This window comes from Corynebacterium sp. TUM25020 (assembly GCF_056388495.1).
In genome coordinates this window covers 41,678-57,747 of the sequence record NZ_JBWJFG010000010.1, presented here as the reverse complement: position 1 = coordinate 57,747, position 16,070 = coordinate 41,678, and the positions used below count along the sequence as shown (strand labels likewise).

The 16,070-nt window shown below is 63.3% G+C and carries 12 protein-coding genes and 1 tRNA gene; 9 read left to right on the top strand and 4 right to left on the bottom strand.

Features of this window, described 5'->3' with window-relative positions:
• Window positions 1-685: 685 nt before the first annotated feature.
• The 3 genes from AC05K6_RS09410 to AC05K6_RS09400 all read left to right on the top strand — a co-directional run bounded on the left by AC05K6_RS09410 (window position 686) and on the right by AC05K6_RS09400 (window position 4,560).
• Window positions 686-1,675 carry a DUF418 domain-containing protein gene (locus AC05K6_RS09410; RefSeq protein ID WP_476728406.1) on the top strand — a complete coding sequence of 330 codons (990 nt, stop codon included), beginning with the start codon at window positions 686-688 and terminating at the stop codon, window positions 1,673-1,675.
• Window positions 1,676-1,692: 17 nt separating this feature from the next.
• Entirely contained in the window at window positions 1,693-2,895 is a 1,203-nt protein-coding gene (locus AC05K6_RS09405; protein WP_476728404.1) for a trypsin-like serine protease, read from the top strand.
• A 627-nt stretch (window positions 2,896-3,522) separates the two neighbouring features.
• Window positions 3,523-4,560, top strand: coding sequence for a hypothetical protein (locus AC05K6_RS09400; protein ID WP_448308477.1), 1,038 nt, complete (start codon window positions 3,523-3,525; stop codon window positions 4,558-4,560).
• A 23-nt stretch (window positions 4,561-4,583) separates the two neighbouring features.
• Here the strand turns inward: AC05K6_RS09400 and AC05K6_RS09395 are convergent, their stop codons facing one another.
• Complete coding sequence (locus AC05K6_RS09395) at window positions 4,584-5,606, bottom strand: prephenate dehydrogenase (protein ID WP_476728403.1); 1,023 nt, start codon at window positions 5,604-5,606, stop codon at window positions 4,584-4,586.
• A 40-nt stretch (window positions 5,607-5,646) separates the two neighbouring features.
• Here AC05K6_RS09395 and AC05K6_RS09390 point away from each other — a divergent pair, with 40 nt between their 5' ends.
• From AC05K6_RS09390 to AC05K6_RS09370, 5 genes are all read left to right on the top strand, one after another.
• Window positions 5,647-6,162 (top strand): tRNA adenosine deaminase-associated protein, encoded by a 516-nt coding sequence (locus tag AC05K6_RS09390; RefSeq protein ID WP_476728402.1) that lies wholly within the window; start codon window positions 5,647-5,649, stop codon window positions 6,160-6,162.
• Between the two features lie 147 nt (window positions 6,163-6,309).
• Window positions 6,310-6,738, top strand: a complete 429-nt coding sequence (locus AC05K6_RS09385) for a nucleoside deaminase (protein WP_293790924.1) — start codon at window positions 6,310-6,312, stop codon at window positions 6,736-6,738.
• 236 nt (window positions 6,739-6,974) lie between these two features.
• Window positions 6,975-7,133: a hypothetical protein gene (locus AC05K6_RS09380; protein ID WP_011274294.1), complete on the top strand. Its 159-nt coding sequence runs from the start codon at window positions 6,975-6,977 to the stop codon at window positions 7,131-7,133.
• A gap of 203 nt (window positions 7,134-7,336) precedes the next feature.
• A tRNA-Ser gene (locus AC05K6_RS09375) sits at window positions 7,337-7,425 on the top strand.
• Window positions 7,426-8,257: 832 nt separating this feature from the next.
• On the top strand, window positions 8,258-10,927 hold the full coding sequence (locus AC05K6_RS09370; protein WP_476728401.1) for an MMPL family transporter: 2,670 nt from the start codon (window positions 8,258-8,260) through the stop codon (window positions 10,925-10,927).
• A 59-nt stretch (window positions 10,928-10,986) separates the two neighbouring features.
• Here the strand turns inward: AC05K6_RS09370 and tgt are convergent, their stop codons facing one another.
• Together tgt and AC05K6_RS09360 are read right to left on the bottom strand one after the other, a co-directional pair.
• Window positions 10,987-12,507 carry a tRNA guanosine(34) transglycosylase Tgt gene (gene tgt / locus AC05K6_RS09365; protein WP_476728400.1) on the bottom strand — a complete coding sequence of 507 codons (1,521 nt, stop codon included), beginning with the start codon at window positions 12,505-12,507 and terminating at the stop codon, window positions 10,987-10,989.
• A 459-nt stretch (window positions 12,508-12,966) separates the two neighbouring features.
• Entirely contained in the window at window positions 12,967-14,100 is a 1,134-nt protein-coding gene (locus AC05K6_RS09360) for a hypothetical protein (protein WP_293790911.1), read from the bottom strand.
• Window positions 14,101-14,171: 71 nt separating this feature from the next.
• Here AC05K6_RS09360 and gluQRS point away from each other — a divergent pair, with 71 nt between their 5' ends.
• Window positions 14,172-15,176: a tRNA glutamyl-Q(34) synthetase GluQRS gene (gene gluQRS / locus AC05K6_RS09355; protein WP_476728399.1), complete on the top strand. Its 1,005-nt coding sequence runs from the start codon at window positions 14,172-14,174 to the stop codon at window positions 15,174-15,176.
• Here gluQRS and AC05K6_RS09350 read toward each other — a convergent pair.
• A complete protein-coding gene (locus AC05K6_RS09350) occupies window positions 15,173-16,018 on the bottom strand; it encodes a crotonase/enoyl-CoA hydratase family protein (RefSeq protein WP_476728398.1) in 846 nt (281 codons plus the stop codon). The two genes, gluQRS and AC05K6_RS09350, sit on opposite strands and share 4 nt — an antisense overlap.
• Between the last annotated feature and the right edge of the window lie 52 nt (window positions 16,019-16,070).

Genomic DNA, 16,070 nt, shown 5'->3' with positions numbered 1-16,070 from the left:
GCACAAATGTGGCCGGAGGTGCGGGATGGTGTGGGTAATAGCTTTCGGGGAGCTATTCTTTGGTGATTTGTGGTGTGTGGTCTGGGGTTATGGTGGCATGCGGACACACTTTTCTTTACTTAACCCGGTTCCGGGGTGTGGGTGCTGTGCGGGGGCCCAGGGTGGGTGCTGTGCGGTGGCTCCGGGGGCTCCGGGGGGCGGTGTGACGGCCGGCATGGGGCCAGTGTGGCTGGTGGGGTGGGGATGTCCAAAATTCCATATCTTAGAATATAACTATTCTGTTTGCGCAGGTCAGAGTGTTGCAATTTTCCGCTGCAAACTTGCTACTTTTGATAACTCGTAGATTTTGGACATTGGGACCCGTAAGACGTGGAAAGCGGCACGGTTTCAGGCAGGTCGGGGCTAGGTTGCCGGAAACTTAGAAGGAACTAACAGGGGGCTCACAAAGACGGGGCAGTGGGGCTCAAGGATTGGAGATTAAAAAAGACAATCGTTCCGCTTTAGCGGGTCGGCGCGCGAACCCTGCGCGCTGACTGCCGCAGTGCGGTTTGTTTGAGAATTTGAGAACTAAAAAGGAGATAGCTGGGTGGTTAGCACACCTACCTCTAAGAGCGCCGCGCGGGAGCCCGGGAAGCGGCAGCGCATTCTCGGGCTGGACATCGCCCGCGGAGGCGCGATCATCGGAATGGTCTACCTGCACCTTGGACATCCGCTGTGGCAGGCGAAGGTGGTGCTCTCCGGACTCCCGGCAGCACTATTCGCCGTTATCGCGGGCGTGACCATGATGCTTATTTGGAACAACGCCAAGCGCAGGGCCACTGTTGCCTCTGCCGCCGCTGCCGCCTCTGCTGCCGCTGCCGCCTCTACTGCCACCGTCGCCTCTGCTGCTACTGCTGCTACTACGTTGCAGACGGTAGCGAAGCTCGCAGCACGTGGAGCAATCATCACGCTCATCGGCCTGGCGCTGCTGCCGGTTGGTGGTGAAATCCAGGTGGTACTCGTCGTGCTGGGCATTACGATGCTCGCCACCGCCTGGATTCCTCCACTGCCCACAGCTGCGAAAGTCGCCCTACTGCTGCTGGCTACAGCCGCCGCAACGTGGCGCTACGCCCCGCTGGAACTGCCACTTCCATACCCTCACTTCGCGTGGGTCGCATACATCATCGCCGGGATGATCCTCTTCGACGTGTACGTAGGGAAGGATGGCACTGGGACTGGTGGCGTCATAAAAAAGGCAACGACTACCGCGTGCCTCATCATCGCAGGCATCGGCATTTACCTGCGCTTCCAGACGGACCTATCCGGCTGGGCGCGCACCACCGGCCACACGGGCGTGCTCGGCGAGATCGTGCTGTCCGTTGCCGTTGCCGCTATCGTGCTGCATCTCTGCCTGGTCATTGGCCAGCGTATGCGGGCAACGAATTCGCTGGTCGCGCTAGGTTCCATGGCGCTAACGGTTTACATCCTCCACGTGCTATCGGCCTTCTGGTGGCAGACACACGTGGCGCTGCACTCGGACCTGTGGGCGGCGGCGTTTATCGCGGCGTTCCTGGTGCTCGCATGGCTGTGGAAGAAGCTCGCTGACGGCCCGGCGAAAACGTTGTTTGCAGGACAAGGGCCGGCAGAGCGCTGCGTCGCGCAGACTGTCCGAGTGATTTCGGGGGAACGAGCATGAGCCGTGGAAGGACCAGCATGAAGAATTTTGTAACCAAGGGAGCTGCCGTAGCGGCAGTTGCTGCAACTTTGAGCGGCGCATGCATGGCACCCGCCAGCGCAATGGAATACGGCGAGCGCGCCGCGGACAACGCGGAATCGCGGGCCGTGGCCTCGCTGCGGATCGGGCGCGTAGGCAACTTCGGAGACTGCACCGGTACGCTCGTCGCCCGGCAATGGGTGCTGACGGCCCGCCACTGCCTGGAATCCGTCTCCAATGAGGGCACGCAGGCGCGCATCGGAGGTGCTGTGTATGACGCGGACTCGTGGTCGCTGTCTCCTGTTATGGACGCCGGGCTCTTGCACCTCACCCGGCCCGTCGAGGGAGTCGAGCCGGCGAAGTTGGCCGATAGTTCGCCAAAGAACGGCGACGAGGGGAACCTGTACGGCTGGAGTAGCAGCTCCCTGATGGCTCGCAAGGGTCAGCTGCCTGTGGCGCGAATGCGAGTGCGGGAGATTTTGACCGGGCCAGGCGCCTCCGGTTCGCCGGGCGGCGACGGAGGCGACGGAGGCGACGGAGGCGACGGCGGCGACGGCGGTGCAGGTGGTGCCGGTGGAGTCGCTGGATCGGATGGCAAGGTCGATGGCGGAGTTAAAGTGGCTCCGGGCGGCCCGGAGGTCCTCCACGGCGACGACTCCGAACTGATCCCCGGTGCACCTGCACCAGAGGCTTCCAAGAAGTCTGGCGCGAAGAAAGTCACTGAATCATCCAGCCCGGAGGGCGTGGAATCTGTTCCCGCAGACATTGCCATGGGTGGTGGGGCGATTCCCGCAGATGGAGCGGGTGGCGTCATGCCGAAGATCGCCGGGGGCATTCTTGAGGCAGAATCCCTCACGCGCGCGGCGATGCAAGGCGGCGACTCGGGAGCGCCATTCTTCGTCGGCGGGCGGCTCGCAGGCCTCGCAACCGCCGGTACCGCAAATGGTGACCCGGATCTGCCTTCGCCGACGGCGGCTATCACCACGCTGTCCGACGCCAAGTCCTGGATCGAGGACGTCACCAGCGGACGCGACACATCGAGCGTGCTGACAGCGGCCACTACCCCCACTCCGCCGAGAACCCCGCAGACCAGCGCCGATTACGTTGGGCGATATCTCGCGGGAGCACTGGCCGGGCTGGTGCTTGCGGTGGCGCTGGGCTGGTTTGGCCGACGGAAGGTGTCGGAGTTGCGTCAGGCCTGACCGGCGCCGGGCACTTGGCGCGTCTGACCGGCGCCTGGCGGGTCCCTGAAGTCCCTGGCTCGCGTCTGTAGCCCTCGCGGGACCGGGCCCCTGGCATCCCAGGGCGTCTCAGGTGCAAGGAGTCTTGGAGGGTAATGTCCCAAATTCCAGCTCTTAGAATATAACTATTCTGTTTTCGCAGGTCAGAGCGTTGCGTTTTTTTACTGCAAACCCGCTACTTTCAATAACTCGTAGATTTGGGACATCCAGGCTTTCACGACCGCGCCCGCTTGAGGGGTTTAAGCGTGGCGTCGTTGGAGACTAAGAGTATTGCTGCAGGGGGTTAAGAGTCTCTGCAATGGAAGTTGTACGGGGCGCAAGCATGGGGATTCCTGGCTAGACTGAACGCGATCGCTCTCGGTGGTGGTTTGTCGCACAGTGGAAACGCTGCTCGGAAGCGTTGAGCGGCGGAACGCTGCGTGGTGAAGTGCTAGGCGGTGGAGAGCTGCGTGGTGAAGTGCTAGGCGGTGGAAACGTTGCTCGGAAGTGTTGCGCGGCTGAGCTGCTGTATGGCGGACGTGCCACGCGGCGGAGAATGCGCAGCCGAGACGGAAGAGTTCGAAGAGACTGCTGGTCAAGGAGGAAAAAGTGGCGAGCAATGAACGCTCCGAAGAGAAGCCGCGGAGCGGAGGTGCCGGCGACCGCGGTGCCACCGGCGGACTCGTCGCGAGCCTCGGAGTGGGAGCCGCCGTCCTCGCCATCACGGTCGGTCTGGTAGTGGGGCTAAACGGCGGGGAAGGGGGCGTCGAGGAGAAGGGCGAAGAGAGCGCACCCGCCGCCAACACCGCCGCCGCGCCCGACAATGGCGGTAACGGCGGCAACGACAGCACCGACGGCGCAGACGCCACCCCGCCCACCGACGAGGAACAGCAGGCGAAGCTGGACAAGCTCGCCGCCGACATCGCCAAGAAGAATAATGTGCAGGTCGGCGTGGCAATCCTCGGTCAGGAAGGTCCGCTCCACGCGGGCACGCTCAACGCGGAGAGCGCCTGGTCGACCATTAAAGCCCCCATCGCAGGCGCCGTTGAAGAGAAACTGCGCTACGCCGAGGCTCACCACCAGTCCGCCCCGCGCGCGGCAATGGAAGCCGACATGGATGCGGCGATTCACTATTCGGATAATGACGCTGCCTTCCGCCTCTGGATGTACCTAGGCGACTGGTCCGACAGAACTGCCTCGCACAAAATCCAGGACTACCTCAAGCGCACGGGCGACCCGACCGCGCCGGGGAAGGAATACGACGAGGGGAAATACGTTGGATTCGGCGGCCTGACGTGGAAGCTGACGGATCAGGTGCGTTTCATGGATGGCTTCCGCTGCATGAACGGCTCCGACAAGGTGTTGGAGCGTATGGGGCACATCACCCCGGAGCACAGCTACGGCCTGTCGAAGATTAAGGGATCGCAGTTCAAGGGCGGCTGGGGGCCGGAGGACGACGGACGCTTTATATACCGGCAGCTGGGCCTGGTGCCCGGTAAAGACGGGGAAATGACGCCCGTTGCGATCATGGCGATCCCCAACGATGGCCTGGAGCCTACGTCGTGGGCAGGCGTGGATGCGCTGGCGAAGGGGCTGCCCGACCTGCTGGACGGCGCGCCCACAGCGAAGACGAAGGCGGACTGCTAGCTCGCGCAGCACTCTTGCGGTTGCTAGAAAATGCCGATCTGCGCGCCCATGGATTCTGCCGAATGCAGCTGATCCACCCACCCCGGCGCGCCCGGGCGCACGCGGATAATCGGACGGTTGGTGGCATCCCCCTTGTTGCGACCGGCCCGTGCCTCGAAGCGTCCGCGCGCTGCGTTGCCTTCCTCAGCCAGGGTTTTGAGGGAACTCTCTGGGTTGGCAATATCCTCGCGCGCGCCCTGCAGCAGCTCAATGGTCTGGTCCAGGGCATTGAGTACAGCGGGACGGTTGTTCTCCACCATCGCGCGGACTAGATCCGGCTCGGTGCCTGCCACGCGGGTGCCGTCGCGGAAACTCGACGCCGCCAGGCTCAGTGCCAGCGGTCCGCCAGCATCGCCCGCCACGGCCAGTGCCTCGGCCAGGATGTGCGGCAGGTGGCTCACGCGCCCTACGGCATCATCGTGCCTCCGCGCGATGGCGGGGACGACCGCCGCGCCAACTTCCTCCGCCAGCCCGACCACGCGCACCCACGTGTCTAGCCAGCGCTTATCGTCCCGCGCGTTGTCGTACGTTACGACCCACACTGCACCCTGGAAAAGTCCGTGCATCGTGGCCGCCCAGCCAGAGTTCGCCGTGCCCGCCATTGGATGCCCACCGACGAAACGGTCGGACATGCCCTTGGCCTCCACTAGGTCATGCACCTCCTGCTTCACACTGGTCACGTCAGTAAATCCGCAGCTCGGGGCGTGCTGAGATATGGCGTCAAGAAGGAAAGACAGCGCGGGCATCGGCACCCCAAGAATCAGCAGCGCATCGGCTTGTTCGGCGCGGCGCAGGGTGGCTTCCAGATCGCCCGAAACGTCGTAGCCGTCGCGACGCGCGCGGGAGACTGTCTTCTCCGATCGATTCCAACCGAACACCGGCCAGCCTGCTGCTTGCGCATCGCGCATCAGCGACCCGCCAATCAGGCCAAGCCCCAGGATGCACAGTGGTCGGCGATCCTCGGGGACGGTGCTAAGGCGGTAATCGGAAGAATTTTCGTGGCTCACGCTTCCCAGTGTTCCACAAAGCCGACTAGCGTTGGGGGACATGAGCACCGACAGCTTTGATAACGACGGCGACTTAACCTTCGCCGTTTCCGCCATCCGCGCCGACGGCCAGTGGCACTTGCGTGAGCTTCCCGCCCGAGCCACGGAAAACCTGCAGGATTTGGTCGAGGAGTTGCGCTCCTCGCGCGCGGAAGGGCCGGTCGTGGGATTGCTCTGCGTGGAGGATGACTGGTCCGCCGTGCTCCGCCCTGTGCCGGGTGGCGTGCGGATCTTACTTAGTGACGCCACCGCAGCGTTGGATTACGACATTGCCAGCGAGGTGCTGGACACTCTGGACATTGACGAGCCTTCGGAAGAGGAGGCCGACGCGTCCGACGATCCGTGGCCCGAGGGCGACTTCGACCTGCTGGAGGATCTAGGTGTCAGCGAGCAGATAATGTCCATCATCTTCTACGACGATGACCTGTACGGGGCGGAGCAGGTTTTGCGCGTGGCGGACGAGCTGGGATTCGCCGACGAGCTGGCGGACCTGGTGGGCGTGGAGCTGGAGTTCTAGCCGGTGGGGGTGGAGGGCGCGCCGGGCGCGCGCGGCGGTGAGGCGTGCGCGTGCAGCGGGGCTGAGGCGCGCGGTGAGGCTGAGGCTCAGGTGCGCGTGGGCGGCGGATTGCCGCAGGTCGCCGGGGATGCGCGCGCGGAAGCGCTGATGCGCCGGGCCCTGGACATCGCCGCGAAGACTCCCGCCGGGGACGTCCCCGTCGGAGCTGTGATTCTCGACCAGGACGGGCGGGAACTCGGGCGGGGCGTGAACCGGCGCGAAGCCGACAATGATCCCACCGCACACGCGGAGATCCTCGCCATCCGGGAAGCCGTGCAGGAGCTCGGGGACGCCTGGCGGCTGGAAAACTGCACGCTGGTGGTCACCCTGGAACCCTGCGCCATGTGTGCGGGGGCGCTAGTCGGGGCGCGAATTGGCAGCATCATCTTCGGAGCCTACGAGCCCCGGACCGGGGCGTGCGGCAGCGTCTGGGACGTGCCGCGGGAGTCTCCACTGCACTGGGCGGAGGTCCGCGGAGGCGTGCTGGCCGGGGAGTGCGAAAAACTGCTGCGGCAGTTCTTCGCCCGCCTGCGTTGACGGTTTGCGGCTGGCTGGGGTGGGGGAAACGTGGGCGTCTATAAGTTTTATAGAAAATTAATTCATGGCTCCCAACTGCGGGTTTAGCGGATAACGCTGGTTGTCTGAGGGGCTGCGGGTGGCGAGGGAGCGGGAACGTCCTTACGTTGGGATGTGTGCTTCTGGTCGTACGAGTTGCGGCTAGGGGCACGCAAGTTAGAACAAAGTTAATTACATCCGAAACTAAGGAGACCACAATGGACCTGAACAAGGCTAAGGACATGGCAGGCGAGCACCGCGACAAGATCCAGGACGGTGCCGAGAAGGCCATCGACAGCAAGCTGGACGGCGACAAGGCTGACAAGGCCAAGGACGGCCTGAACAAGGGCATGGACAAGGTTCTCGGCGACAACTAAAGCGCTGAAGCTGCAAGCCCGCTGCGAACTGGTGGAAGTTCGCGGCGGGCTTTCGTGTGCGCGGGGTGTGCGCGGGGGACGAGTGGATGCGCGTGCGCGGATGTGTGCGGATGTGTGTGCGGGGCTCTCGTGTGCGCAGGGTGGGGTTTTGTTGCGAAAATGTGGGGGTGTTACGCTAGTACGAGTCTGCAATCGCTGACTATGGTGGCGTGTCCGAGCGGCCGAAGGTGCTCGCCTCGAAAGCGAGTGTTGTTAGTAGCAACCGAGGGTTCAAATCCCTCCGCCACCGCCAGAATTTTTTGCCGCGTGCTGGTTCCCGGTTGAACACTGGGGCGGCGCGCGGTTTTCGCGTGCGCGGGAGTTTGGATTTTGGTGCGCGGGGTGCGCAACCGGGTGCCTGGGGCTGGGAATGAGGAGCGCTCGGGTGGGAATGTCCCAAATTCCACGTATTAGAGTATAACTATTCTGTTTGCGCAGGTCAGAGGCTTGCAGAATGTGGCTGCAAACCCCCTACTTTCAATAACTCGAAGATTTGGGACATTGAGCCTTTGGGTAGGAGGCCTGCGACCGGCGATGGGCTGGTTTTGGCGAAGTTAGGGCGCTCTACTGGGAGGGGTGTAAAAGAGGGCGAAGCGTTGTAAGCGCCGTAGACGGCCTGAAAGTGGCTGGGGGGATACCTGAGTAAGGATGCAAAACTGCGTCCCGCATTTCGGGAATGCGCCGAAAAGGGCACTTTGAGGCGTAGCGGGAGCGGAAAGTGTCCCAAATCTTCCACTCCGTTTTTATAACTTTCTGTTTCTGCAGGTCAGAGGGTTACGAAAATTTGCTGCAAATCTGCTACTCGTCGAAAGTGGAAGATTTGGGACATTTGCCCCTTGCATTGCCTACGACGGGGAAGTTGGGAGCGCGTCCGGAAGGTCCACCCAGAAGCTTGAGCAACACATGTCACACCTGTCACAACCCACCTGGGCTTTTGGCTACTGTAGGATGTATATTTCGAGAACTGTCTGCGGCGTGGGAAGCATCTCTCGGGAAACCCCCACCCCGCAGGAGCTGCCAGAGCGCAACCACGAACGCAAGCTCAAGGTCCTACACACACTCAACAGCCGGCGGAAGGTCAACCAGTGGCGAAAATCCTGTTTAACCTCGGACGATGGTCCTACCTGCACAAGAAGCGGGTGATTGCCGCCTGGCTGCTGCTGTTCGTCGGCATCGCGGCGGCCGCGCTGGGATTCCAAAAGGGCTTCAACGACGTCTTCGAAATCAAAGACGTGCCCTCCACGCACGCCACGGAAATGCTCCAAGAGAAATTCCCGGGCACGAAAAACCCCGCCGAATCCACCGACGTCAACGTAGTCTTTGAAGCCCCCGACGGGAAGAAACTCGAAGACCCAGAGCTGATGGCGGCGATGGATGAGACTGTGGCGTCGCTAAAGAACAACGTGCCCGACTTCAAAGAGGGCATGCAGTTCGGCAACCCCGTAACCCTCAACAAGAAGCTCGGCACGATGCTGGTCGAGCAGATGACGAAGCAAGGGCTGCCCGAAGCTACCGCGAAGTCCGACGCCGAGAATCTGCGGATGTACTCCGCCGACGGGCGCTACGGCACGATGTCTTTCAGCTTCGATGTGCCCCTGCCTGCCGACGTGACCAAAGAAAACCGCCAGGCGGTGTACGACGCCATCCAGATCTCGCGCGACGCGGGCATGACCGTGGAGGTCGGCGGCCCCGGCTTCGGCGATCCGATCGCTGTCGAACCGATCTCCGAGATCGCGGGCGTGGTGGTCGCGCTCGTTATTCTGGCCTTTACATTTGGCTCGCTGCTGGCGGCGGGATTGCCGCTGATTACCGCGATTGTGGGTGTGGGTATCGGCGCACTCGTGACGGTGGGGGCGACGGCATTCCTGCCGTTGAACTCCATCACCCCGACGTTGGGCCTGATGATTGGCCTGGCCGTTGGCATCGACTACGCGCTGTTCATCATGTCGCGCTACCGCGACGAACTGCGGCAGGGGCGCTCGCGCCCGGATGCGATTGGCTTGGCTGCAGGCACCGCGGGCTCGGCAGTAGTGTTCGCCGGGCTGACCGTGACCGTCGCGCTGCTGGGCCTGCGCCTGGCGAACATCCCATTCCTGTCGTACATGGGATACTTTGCGGCCGTTAGCGTGGTTGTCGCCGTGGTCGTGGCGCTGACGTTCCTGCCTGCTGTGCTTGGTGCGTGCGGCTCGCGGGTCTTTCGTAAGGACGCCACGTTCGGGTCACAGTACGCCTCCGCCCTCGCGGGGGAGGATGCGGCGCACGGGTATTTCACCGGTGGTCCGGCGGGGCTGGGCAACCGAAGCGGGCGTGCTGTACGCGCTGATGCAGAGGGCGACGGGGCTGGCGCAACCGCGGCGGCTACGGCGCGCGCGGTCCGCGGCGAGCACCAGCGCGTGGACGACAGTAAGCGCAAGCACGGCTTGGCGAGCCGGTGGATCAGGATGGTGTACAACTTCCCTGGCATTTCCATTGCAGTGGTCATGCTGGCATTGGCAGCGCTGACCCTGCCCGCGCTGAATTTGCAGCTTTCGCTGCCGAATGACAAGACGTCCAACGTGGACTCCACCCAGCGCAAGGCCGCCGAGATGACAGAGGCCGGCTTTGGGCCAGGGCGCAACGCCCCGTTCCTGGTGGTGGTCAACGGTGAGAACGCAAAACCGGATTCGCCCGCACTTGCCACCTACATCACCGGCCAGGCGGACATGCAGGCCAACAAGCCGGCTGAGGGCGAGGCTGGGCAGGGCGAGGCAAGTCAGAGCACGCCTGAACAGGGCGACGCCGGGCAGGGCGCCGGCGACTTGCGCAAGGCCGCCGCGCAGGCGTCATTCATGTACACGATGGAGAACCTCGGCAGCAACATCCATGTGAAGCATGCACAGCTGATCGGCCAGAGTGAAGACGGGCTGACCGCGCAACTGCTGATCACGCCCGAGGGCGGGCCGACCGACGAAGGCACCGCCGCATTGATCCACGCGTTGCGCAGCCAACAGAGCGTGATCGAGAACGAAACCGGCGTGGACATGGGCATCACCGGTCTGATCCCTATTCAGCAGGACGTTACGACACAACTTTCAAACGCCATGCCGGTGTACTTGGCGCTGGTCGTCGGCTTGGCGCTGGTTCTGCTGTTGATGATTTTCCGCAGCATCACCGTGCCGATCATGGCCGCACTCGGATTCCTACTCTCCGTCGGTGGTGCCTTCGGCCTGACCGTGCTGGTGTGGCAGGAAGGCTGGGGCGGCCTGTGGGACTCGCCGGGACCGCTGATCAGCTTTATGCCGATCTTCCTCATCGGCGTGACATTCGGGCTGGCGATGGATTACCAGGTGTTTATCGTTTCGCGCATGCGAGAACGCTTCAAGCACGAATCCTTCGAAGCCGCCAAGGGCTCCAAGTACACACCCGTCGAAGACTCCGTGATCTTCGGCTTCGGCATGGGTGCGAAGGTTGTGACGGTGGCGGCGCTCATCATGATCGGCGTATTCGCCAGCTTCATTTTCCAGCCACTGCCGTTCGTGCAGATCTTCGGCTTCGCACTGGGCGCGGCCGTGCTATTCGATGCATTCCTGGTGCGCATGACATTCATCCCCGCCATGATGATGCTGCTCGGCAAAGCCACCTGGTACATGCCCAAGTGGCTGGACCGCGTGCTGCCGACCTTTGACATTGAAGGCTCGCAGCTGGAGCGGGACTTCCGCTCCGGCGCCATCCAGCGCTTCGACAACGAAGGCCGGACGCTGGAGCGCGTGCGCTAGCGCGCAGGCGCGCGACATGCATGCCCGCGCCTGCCCGCCGACCATCCGGCCTGCCCGCGCTAGTGCTGACCCAGGCGCTCCTGCCAGGTTGGGCCGTAGTAGCGAGACATGAATTCCTCCCGGAACTCATAGAAACGCCCCTGCTCCATGGACTCGCGGATCCGGTCCACCAGCCCCACCATAAAGTGCAGATTATGCAGCGTGCACAGCGTGCCAGCGAGGAATTCCTTCGCCTTTAGCAGGTGGTGAATGTACGCGCGCGAATAATTCTCCGAGACGTAGCCGCCTACTTCGGCGTCAATAGGAGAAAAATCCCTCTTGAACCGAGCGCCCATAAGATTCAGGCGACCGTCGAGCGTGTACACGCCACCGCGGCGGCCCAGGCGGGTGGGCGCGACGCAATCGAACGTGTCGGCGCCGGCCTCGATCGCGGTGAACAGGTCGTCCGGCTCCGATATGCCCAGCAGGTGGCGGGGCTTATCCTCCGGGAGTTCCTCGGCGACCCAGCGGACGATAGTGCCGAGGTTTTCCTTCTCCAGCGCGCCGCCAATGCCGAAGCCGCCGAACCCGCGGTTGCCCTGAGCCTCCGCTTCGCGGGAGAGCTCCACCAGGCCGCGCGCTGCCTGCCGCCGCAGATCCTCGTACTGTGCGCCCTGCACCACGCCCCATAGGGACTGCAGTGGCCGGTGTTGGCGAATGTCCGTCAGGCGCTGGTGTTCCGCCAGGCAGCGGCGGGCCCAGCGGTGCGTGCGGGCGACGGATTCCTCCTGGTAGGAGCGTGTATTCACCAGGGTGGTCAGCTCGTCGAAGGCGAACATGATGTCCGCGCCCAGCTGGTGCTGGATCTGCATCGACACCTCCGGCGTGAAGCGGTGCTTGCTGCCGTCGATGACGCTGCGGAAATCCACGCCGTCCTCGTCGACCACGGCCATGCGCTTCTTCTGCTGCTGGATGATGTCTGCCTCGCTGCGGCCTTTTGTGTCCATGGCCAGGACTTTTTTGTAGCCCACGCCGAGGCTCATGACCTGGAAGCCGCCGGAGTCCGTGTACGTCGGCCCGTGCCAGTTCTCGAATTCCGCGAGCCCGCCGCCTTCGTCTACGATGTCTGGCCCCGGCTGCAGATATAGGTGGTACGCGTTCGAAAGCATGGCCTGCGCGCCCGTCGATCGCACCTGCTCGGGCGTGAGGGTCTTCACCGTTGCTTTTGTCGCCACCGGGATGAACGCGGGGGTGCGGATCGTCCCATGCGGTGTTTCTATGACGCCCGTACGCCCCAGCGGTCCCGCTTCTCCCTTTTCGCGGGAGGGGCCGTGGGCTGTGGTCTCTCCGGTTATGTCGCCGCTGGTGCTTGCGCCCCCGGTTGCGGTTCTGCGGGTTGTGGCCTCTCCGGTTGTGTCGTCGCTGGTGCTTGCGTTCCCGGCTACGCCTCCGTGGGTTGTGCGCGTGCTGGCGCCTTGCGCGCCGGGGCTGTCAGCCAAGCGAGTGCATACCTTAAAAGACAGGTCCGCTGCAGCACTTTGGAGTCCCTGACCTGCGCGAACGTCATCGTCTGCGCCGGTGTTTTCCTGATCATCGGTCATGGCACCCCAGTTTATCGTCCGCTTCGCTGTTTCCACTTTCCGCGCTGCCGATTCCCCGCCGTCCCCAACCTCGGCGCTACCGTTCCCAACCTCGGCGCTCTCATTCTCCGTCCTCGCGCCACTCACCCCGCCGTTTCTTGCTTCCTTTCGCGGGCGCCCCCCCGAAAGCCGTCACATCAACCCCATCGGTCACACATCGCGCAGCTGCTGGCTCGGGCTAAAGTGTGGATGTCCAAAATCTACGAGTTATTGAAAGTAGCGAGTGTGCAGCACAAAATTGCGACGCTCTGACCTGTGCAAATAGATTAGTTATATTTTAAGACGTGGAATTCTGGACATTCCGCGTCGTGAGTGTCGGAAAATGTGCAAAACCTCCCCTGCTCGCCTGGCTGATCGGCGCGCCCCCGCCCCTGCCGGCGCATCAAAAATCGCTTAAACGGGCTGAGAATCGCTTAGCCGTCACGGGGCTTCCCACGCTGGCACGCCTCCCCGGTAATTGGCGGCGGGAAACTCGAGCCCATGCTGCGTCATCTGCCTGTGGAGCCTGCAAATATCCGCCACGGCGGTGCCATCGCGGAAGTTGTCTCGGTCCACTCGGTAAATCCGCGCACCGAGGTTCTGCAGTTTGCGCTCTCGTGCCCGCTCGCTGATGATTTGCCGCGCTGCGAACACCTCTTCGTTGACCATCCCGCCAGGCAGGCCACCGGACAGGCCGCTGGACATCCTGCCGGACAGGCCACCGGACAGGCCGCCGGCCTGACCGGGTTGGTACTTGCTCTGGCCGTCGTATTCGATCACCAGCCCGCACGGGTAGAAAAAGTCCACCCGACCTGCGAAGTAGCCCTCGTAGTGCAGCTCCACTTGTTGCATAGGCGCAGGTAGTCCAGCCTCCCAGAGCTTCACCTTCAGCGCGGATTCCCGTGGACTCTCGGACGCGCCATTGATCAGCCGAAGCGCTTCCCTCGCCTTCGCAATCCCCCGGAGTCTCCGCAGTCCGTTTGCGTCGGCGCGCAATTCCGCTATGAACTCCGGAGTTCCCAGTCCGCCCATTGCGGCTCGGGCTGCGAACTCTGCGGCCACGACTGCGTCTGCCACACTGTGCCACCGAGCGAGATCGATGATCGTATCGTTAACGCCGGTGAGCCGCACCTCCCGCAATCCGTTCGAGGTTTCTATTTGCAGCGTTTCAGCACGTTTGGCGGCGGTCGCGTGCAATGGCCGTGGGGTTCGGAGCTGCAGTTTCGCGGTTGTCCCTTCCGGCGGATGGAAGCCGATTTCCGCGTTGGGGTCAGCCCGCCTGGCGATCGGCAGCCCCCACATCAACGCTGCGGACTGTCCGCAGAGGATCCCGTTCGTGCAGCTCAGCACATGTGCAATCCCGTGTAGTCGCAGTTTATCGTCGCGCGACAGTGCCTCCCATCGCGCGCGCTCGGCGTAGATCCCCGGCGCAATCTTGTAGTACCGCTGCCCGCGCCCGAGTCCACGCCGTGCGCCGGGCGGGAGTCTCTTCCCCTCTATAAGCAGCGTTGTGGTTTTTGCTTCGTGACGCCCCCACGTCTCCAAACCCACATTCCCCCTAAAGGTCTGAACCATCCCCCTTTGGCTTAAAAGTATGACAGATCCACGGGTAGCCTTGCCAGGGAAGCGGAACAGGAGGCGTTGGCATGGAGGATCTGATGCAGCGAGGGGCGGGGCGGTACGCGCCCAGCCCCTCTGGGGATCTGCACCTGGGGAATTTTCGGACTGCTGTGCTGGCGTGGATGTTCGCGAAGCATGAAGGCCGCGAGTTTCGGATGCGCGTCGACGATATTGATGCTCAGAGGTCCTCTGAAGCCGCTGCGCATCAGCAACTACTGGACCTTTCCACTATGGGGATCACTTACGATGGGGAAATTCGGCGTCAACAAGAAACCTGGTCGGAGTACGAAAAAGCGTTAAACGATCTGCGCGAACAAGGGCTCGTGTACGAGTGCTATTGCTCGCGGAAGGACATCGCGGAGGCAGTTCGTGCGCCGCACGCCGCACCGGGGGCATACCCGGGAACGTGTCGAGACTTAGGTGAGTCGGCGCGGGCGGCGAAGCGCGCGGAGCTGGCGGAGCGGGGGCGCGTACCGGCACTGAGACTGCGCGCGAGCGTTGAAGAATGGGAAGTCCGCGAAAGCTTTGCTGCAGGCCGGCGTGGGGGCGGAGCGTACCGCGGGGTGGTGGATGACATGGTGCTGCGGCGCGGTGGAAACGCTCCCAAGGGCGCGGGCAACGCCGACGCCGCCGGCCACGAGGCGGTGAACCGGGATTACGCCTACAACCTGGCAGTCGTCGTCGATGATGCGCTGGCCGGGGTGGGGCAGGTTGTGCGCGGGGATGACCTGCTGAGCTCCGCCCCTCGGCAGGCGTACCTTGCGCACCTGTTGGGACTTCCACCTGTGGAGTATGTACACGTTCCGCTGGTGAGGGGACCCGACGGGAAGCGTTTGGCGAAGCGGGACGGGGCCGTCACGCTTCGGGACTTCCCCGGCGGGGCGGAAGGGATGTTGCTGTGGATCGCGGAATCGCTAGGTCCGGCGGTGGATATCCGCGCAGCCGGAGGGGTGCAACCCGCCGAGCTGCTGGCGACCTTCGAGCCGGAGCTGTTGCCCCGTGAGCCAGTCACCTGGGCACCTGTGGATTAGCGGACCGCGCGGGGGCGGAACTTCGGCGGGACCTTCTTCTGCGCAGCCTTCCGCGCTATAGCCGCATTTTTGCTGACCAGCAGCCGTGCCTGGCGCAACCGCTCCTTGGCGAAGGTACGCCGCGGCCCAAGTTCCCACGTCTCGTCGACCAGCTTCTTCGCCAAGGCCACCGAATCCGGCGAGCGCTCGACGATCTTTCGCGCTAGTTCTTCTGCCGCTGCCAGTGGATCCTCGGCCACCTCGGCCAGACCTAGCTCCGCGGCGCGTTCTCCGGAGAAGGTCTCCCCGGTCATGGCCAGTTTCTTCACCACGTCAACCGGCAGCAATTGCTTGAGGGACATGATCCCCGACATGTCCGGAACCAGGCCCCATTTCGCTTCCAACACGGACCAGTGGGCGTCATTGCTAGTAAACCTAAAGTCCGCACCAAGAGCGATCTGGACACCACCGCCGAAACAGTAGCCCTCTACCGCGGCAATCACCGGAAACGGCAGACGACGCCACGCCCACGGCGCTTCCTGGAAAGTGTTGGTGCCGCGCAGGGGACGCGGGATGAAATGCGAAAGCATACGGGGTGGGCTTTTCAGGGTATCCGCGAAGTCCAGACCGGAAGAGAAATTGCCGTCTGTGCCGGAGAGGATGACGGCGCGGACGGAGCGGTCGCGGCGCAGCGTGTGTGCGGTATCGATGAGCTGCTGGAGCAGGTCGATCGTCAGAGAGTTCAGCTTGTTGGGGCGGTTCAGGCGGACGTGAACGAGGCCGGGAATGGACTCGGAGTATTCCGTGGTGACGAGAGGGGCAGTGGTGGGGGGAGTGCTCGTCGGCGTGCTCGGTGCGTTCATGCATTCCAAACTAAGGCACGGGCCGGGCAGTGTGGGCGGGTTTGGTGAATCA

Excerpts from the sequence above, each read along its gene's own strand:
- AC05K6_RS09410 (WP_476728406.1), top strand. The coding sequence starts at position 686 with ATGGTCTACCTGCACCTTGGACATCCGCTGTGGCAGGCGAAGGTGGTG.
- AC05K6_RS09405 (WP_476728404.1), top strand. The coding sequence starts at position 1,693 with ATGAAGAATTTTGTAACCAAGGGAGCTGCCGTAGCGGCAGTTGCTGCA.
- AC05K6_RS09390 (WP_476728402.1), top strand. The coding sequence starts at position 5,647 with ATGAGCACCGACAGCTTTGATAACGACGGCGACTTAACCTTCGCCGTT.
- AC05K6_RS09385 (WP_293790924.1), top strand. The coding sequence starts at position 6,310 with ATGCGCCGGGCCCTGGACATCGCCGCGAAGACTCCCGCCGGGGACGTC.
- AC05K6_RS09380 (WP_011274294.1), top strand. The coding sequence starts at position 6,975 with ATGGACCTGAACAAGGCTAAGGACATGGCAGGCGAGCACCGCGACAAG.
- tgt (WP_476728400.1), bottom strand. The coding sequence starts at position 12,507 with ATGACCGATGATCAGGAAAACACCGGCGCAGACGATGACGTTCGCGCA.
- AC05K6_RS09360 (WP_293790911.1), bottom strand. The coding sequence starts at position 14,100 with ATGGTTCAGACCTTTAGGGGGAATGTGGGTTTGGAGACGTGGGGGCGT.
- gluQRS (WP_476728399.1), top strand. The coding sequence starts at position 14,172 with ATGGAGGATCTGATGCAGCGAGGGGCGGGGCGGTACGCGCCCAGCCCC.
- AC05K6_RS09350 (WP_476728398.1), bottom strand. The coding sequence starts at position 16,018 with ATGAACGCACCGAGCACGCCGACGAGCACTCCCCCCACCACTGCCCCT.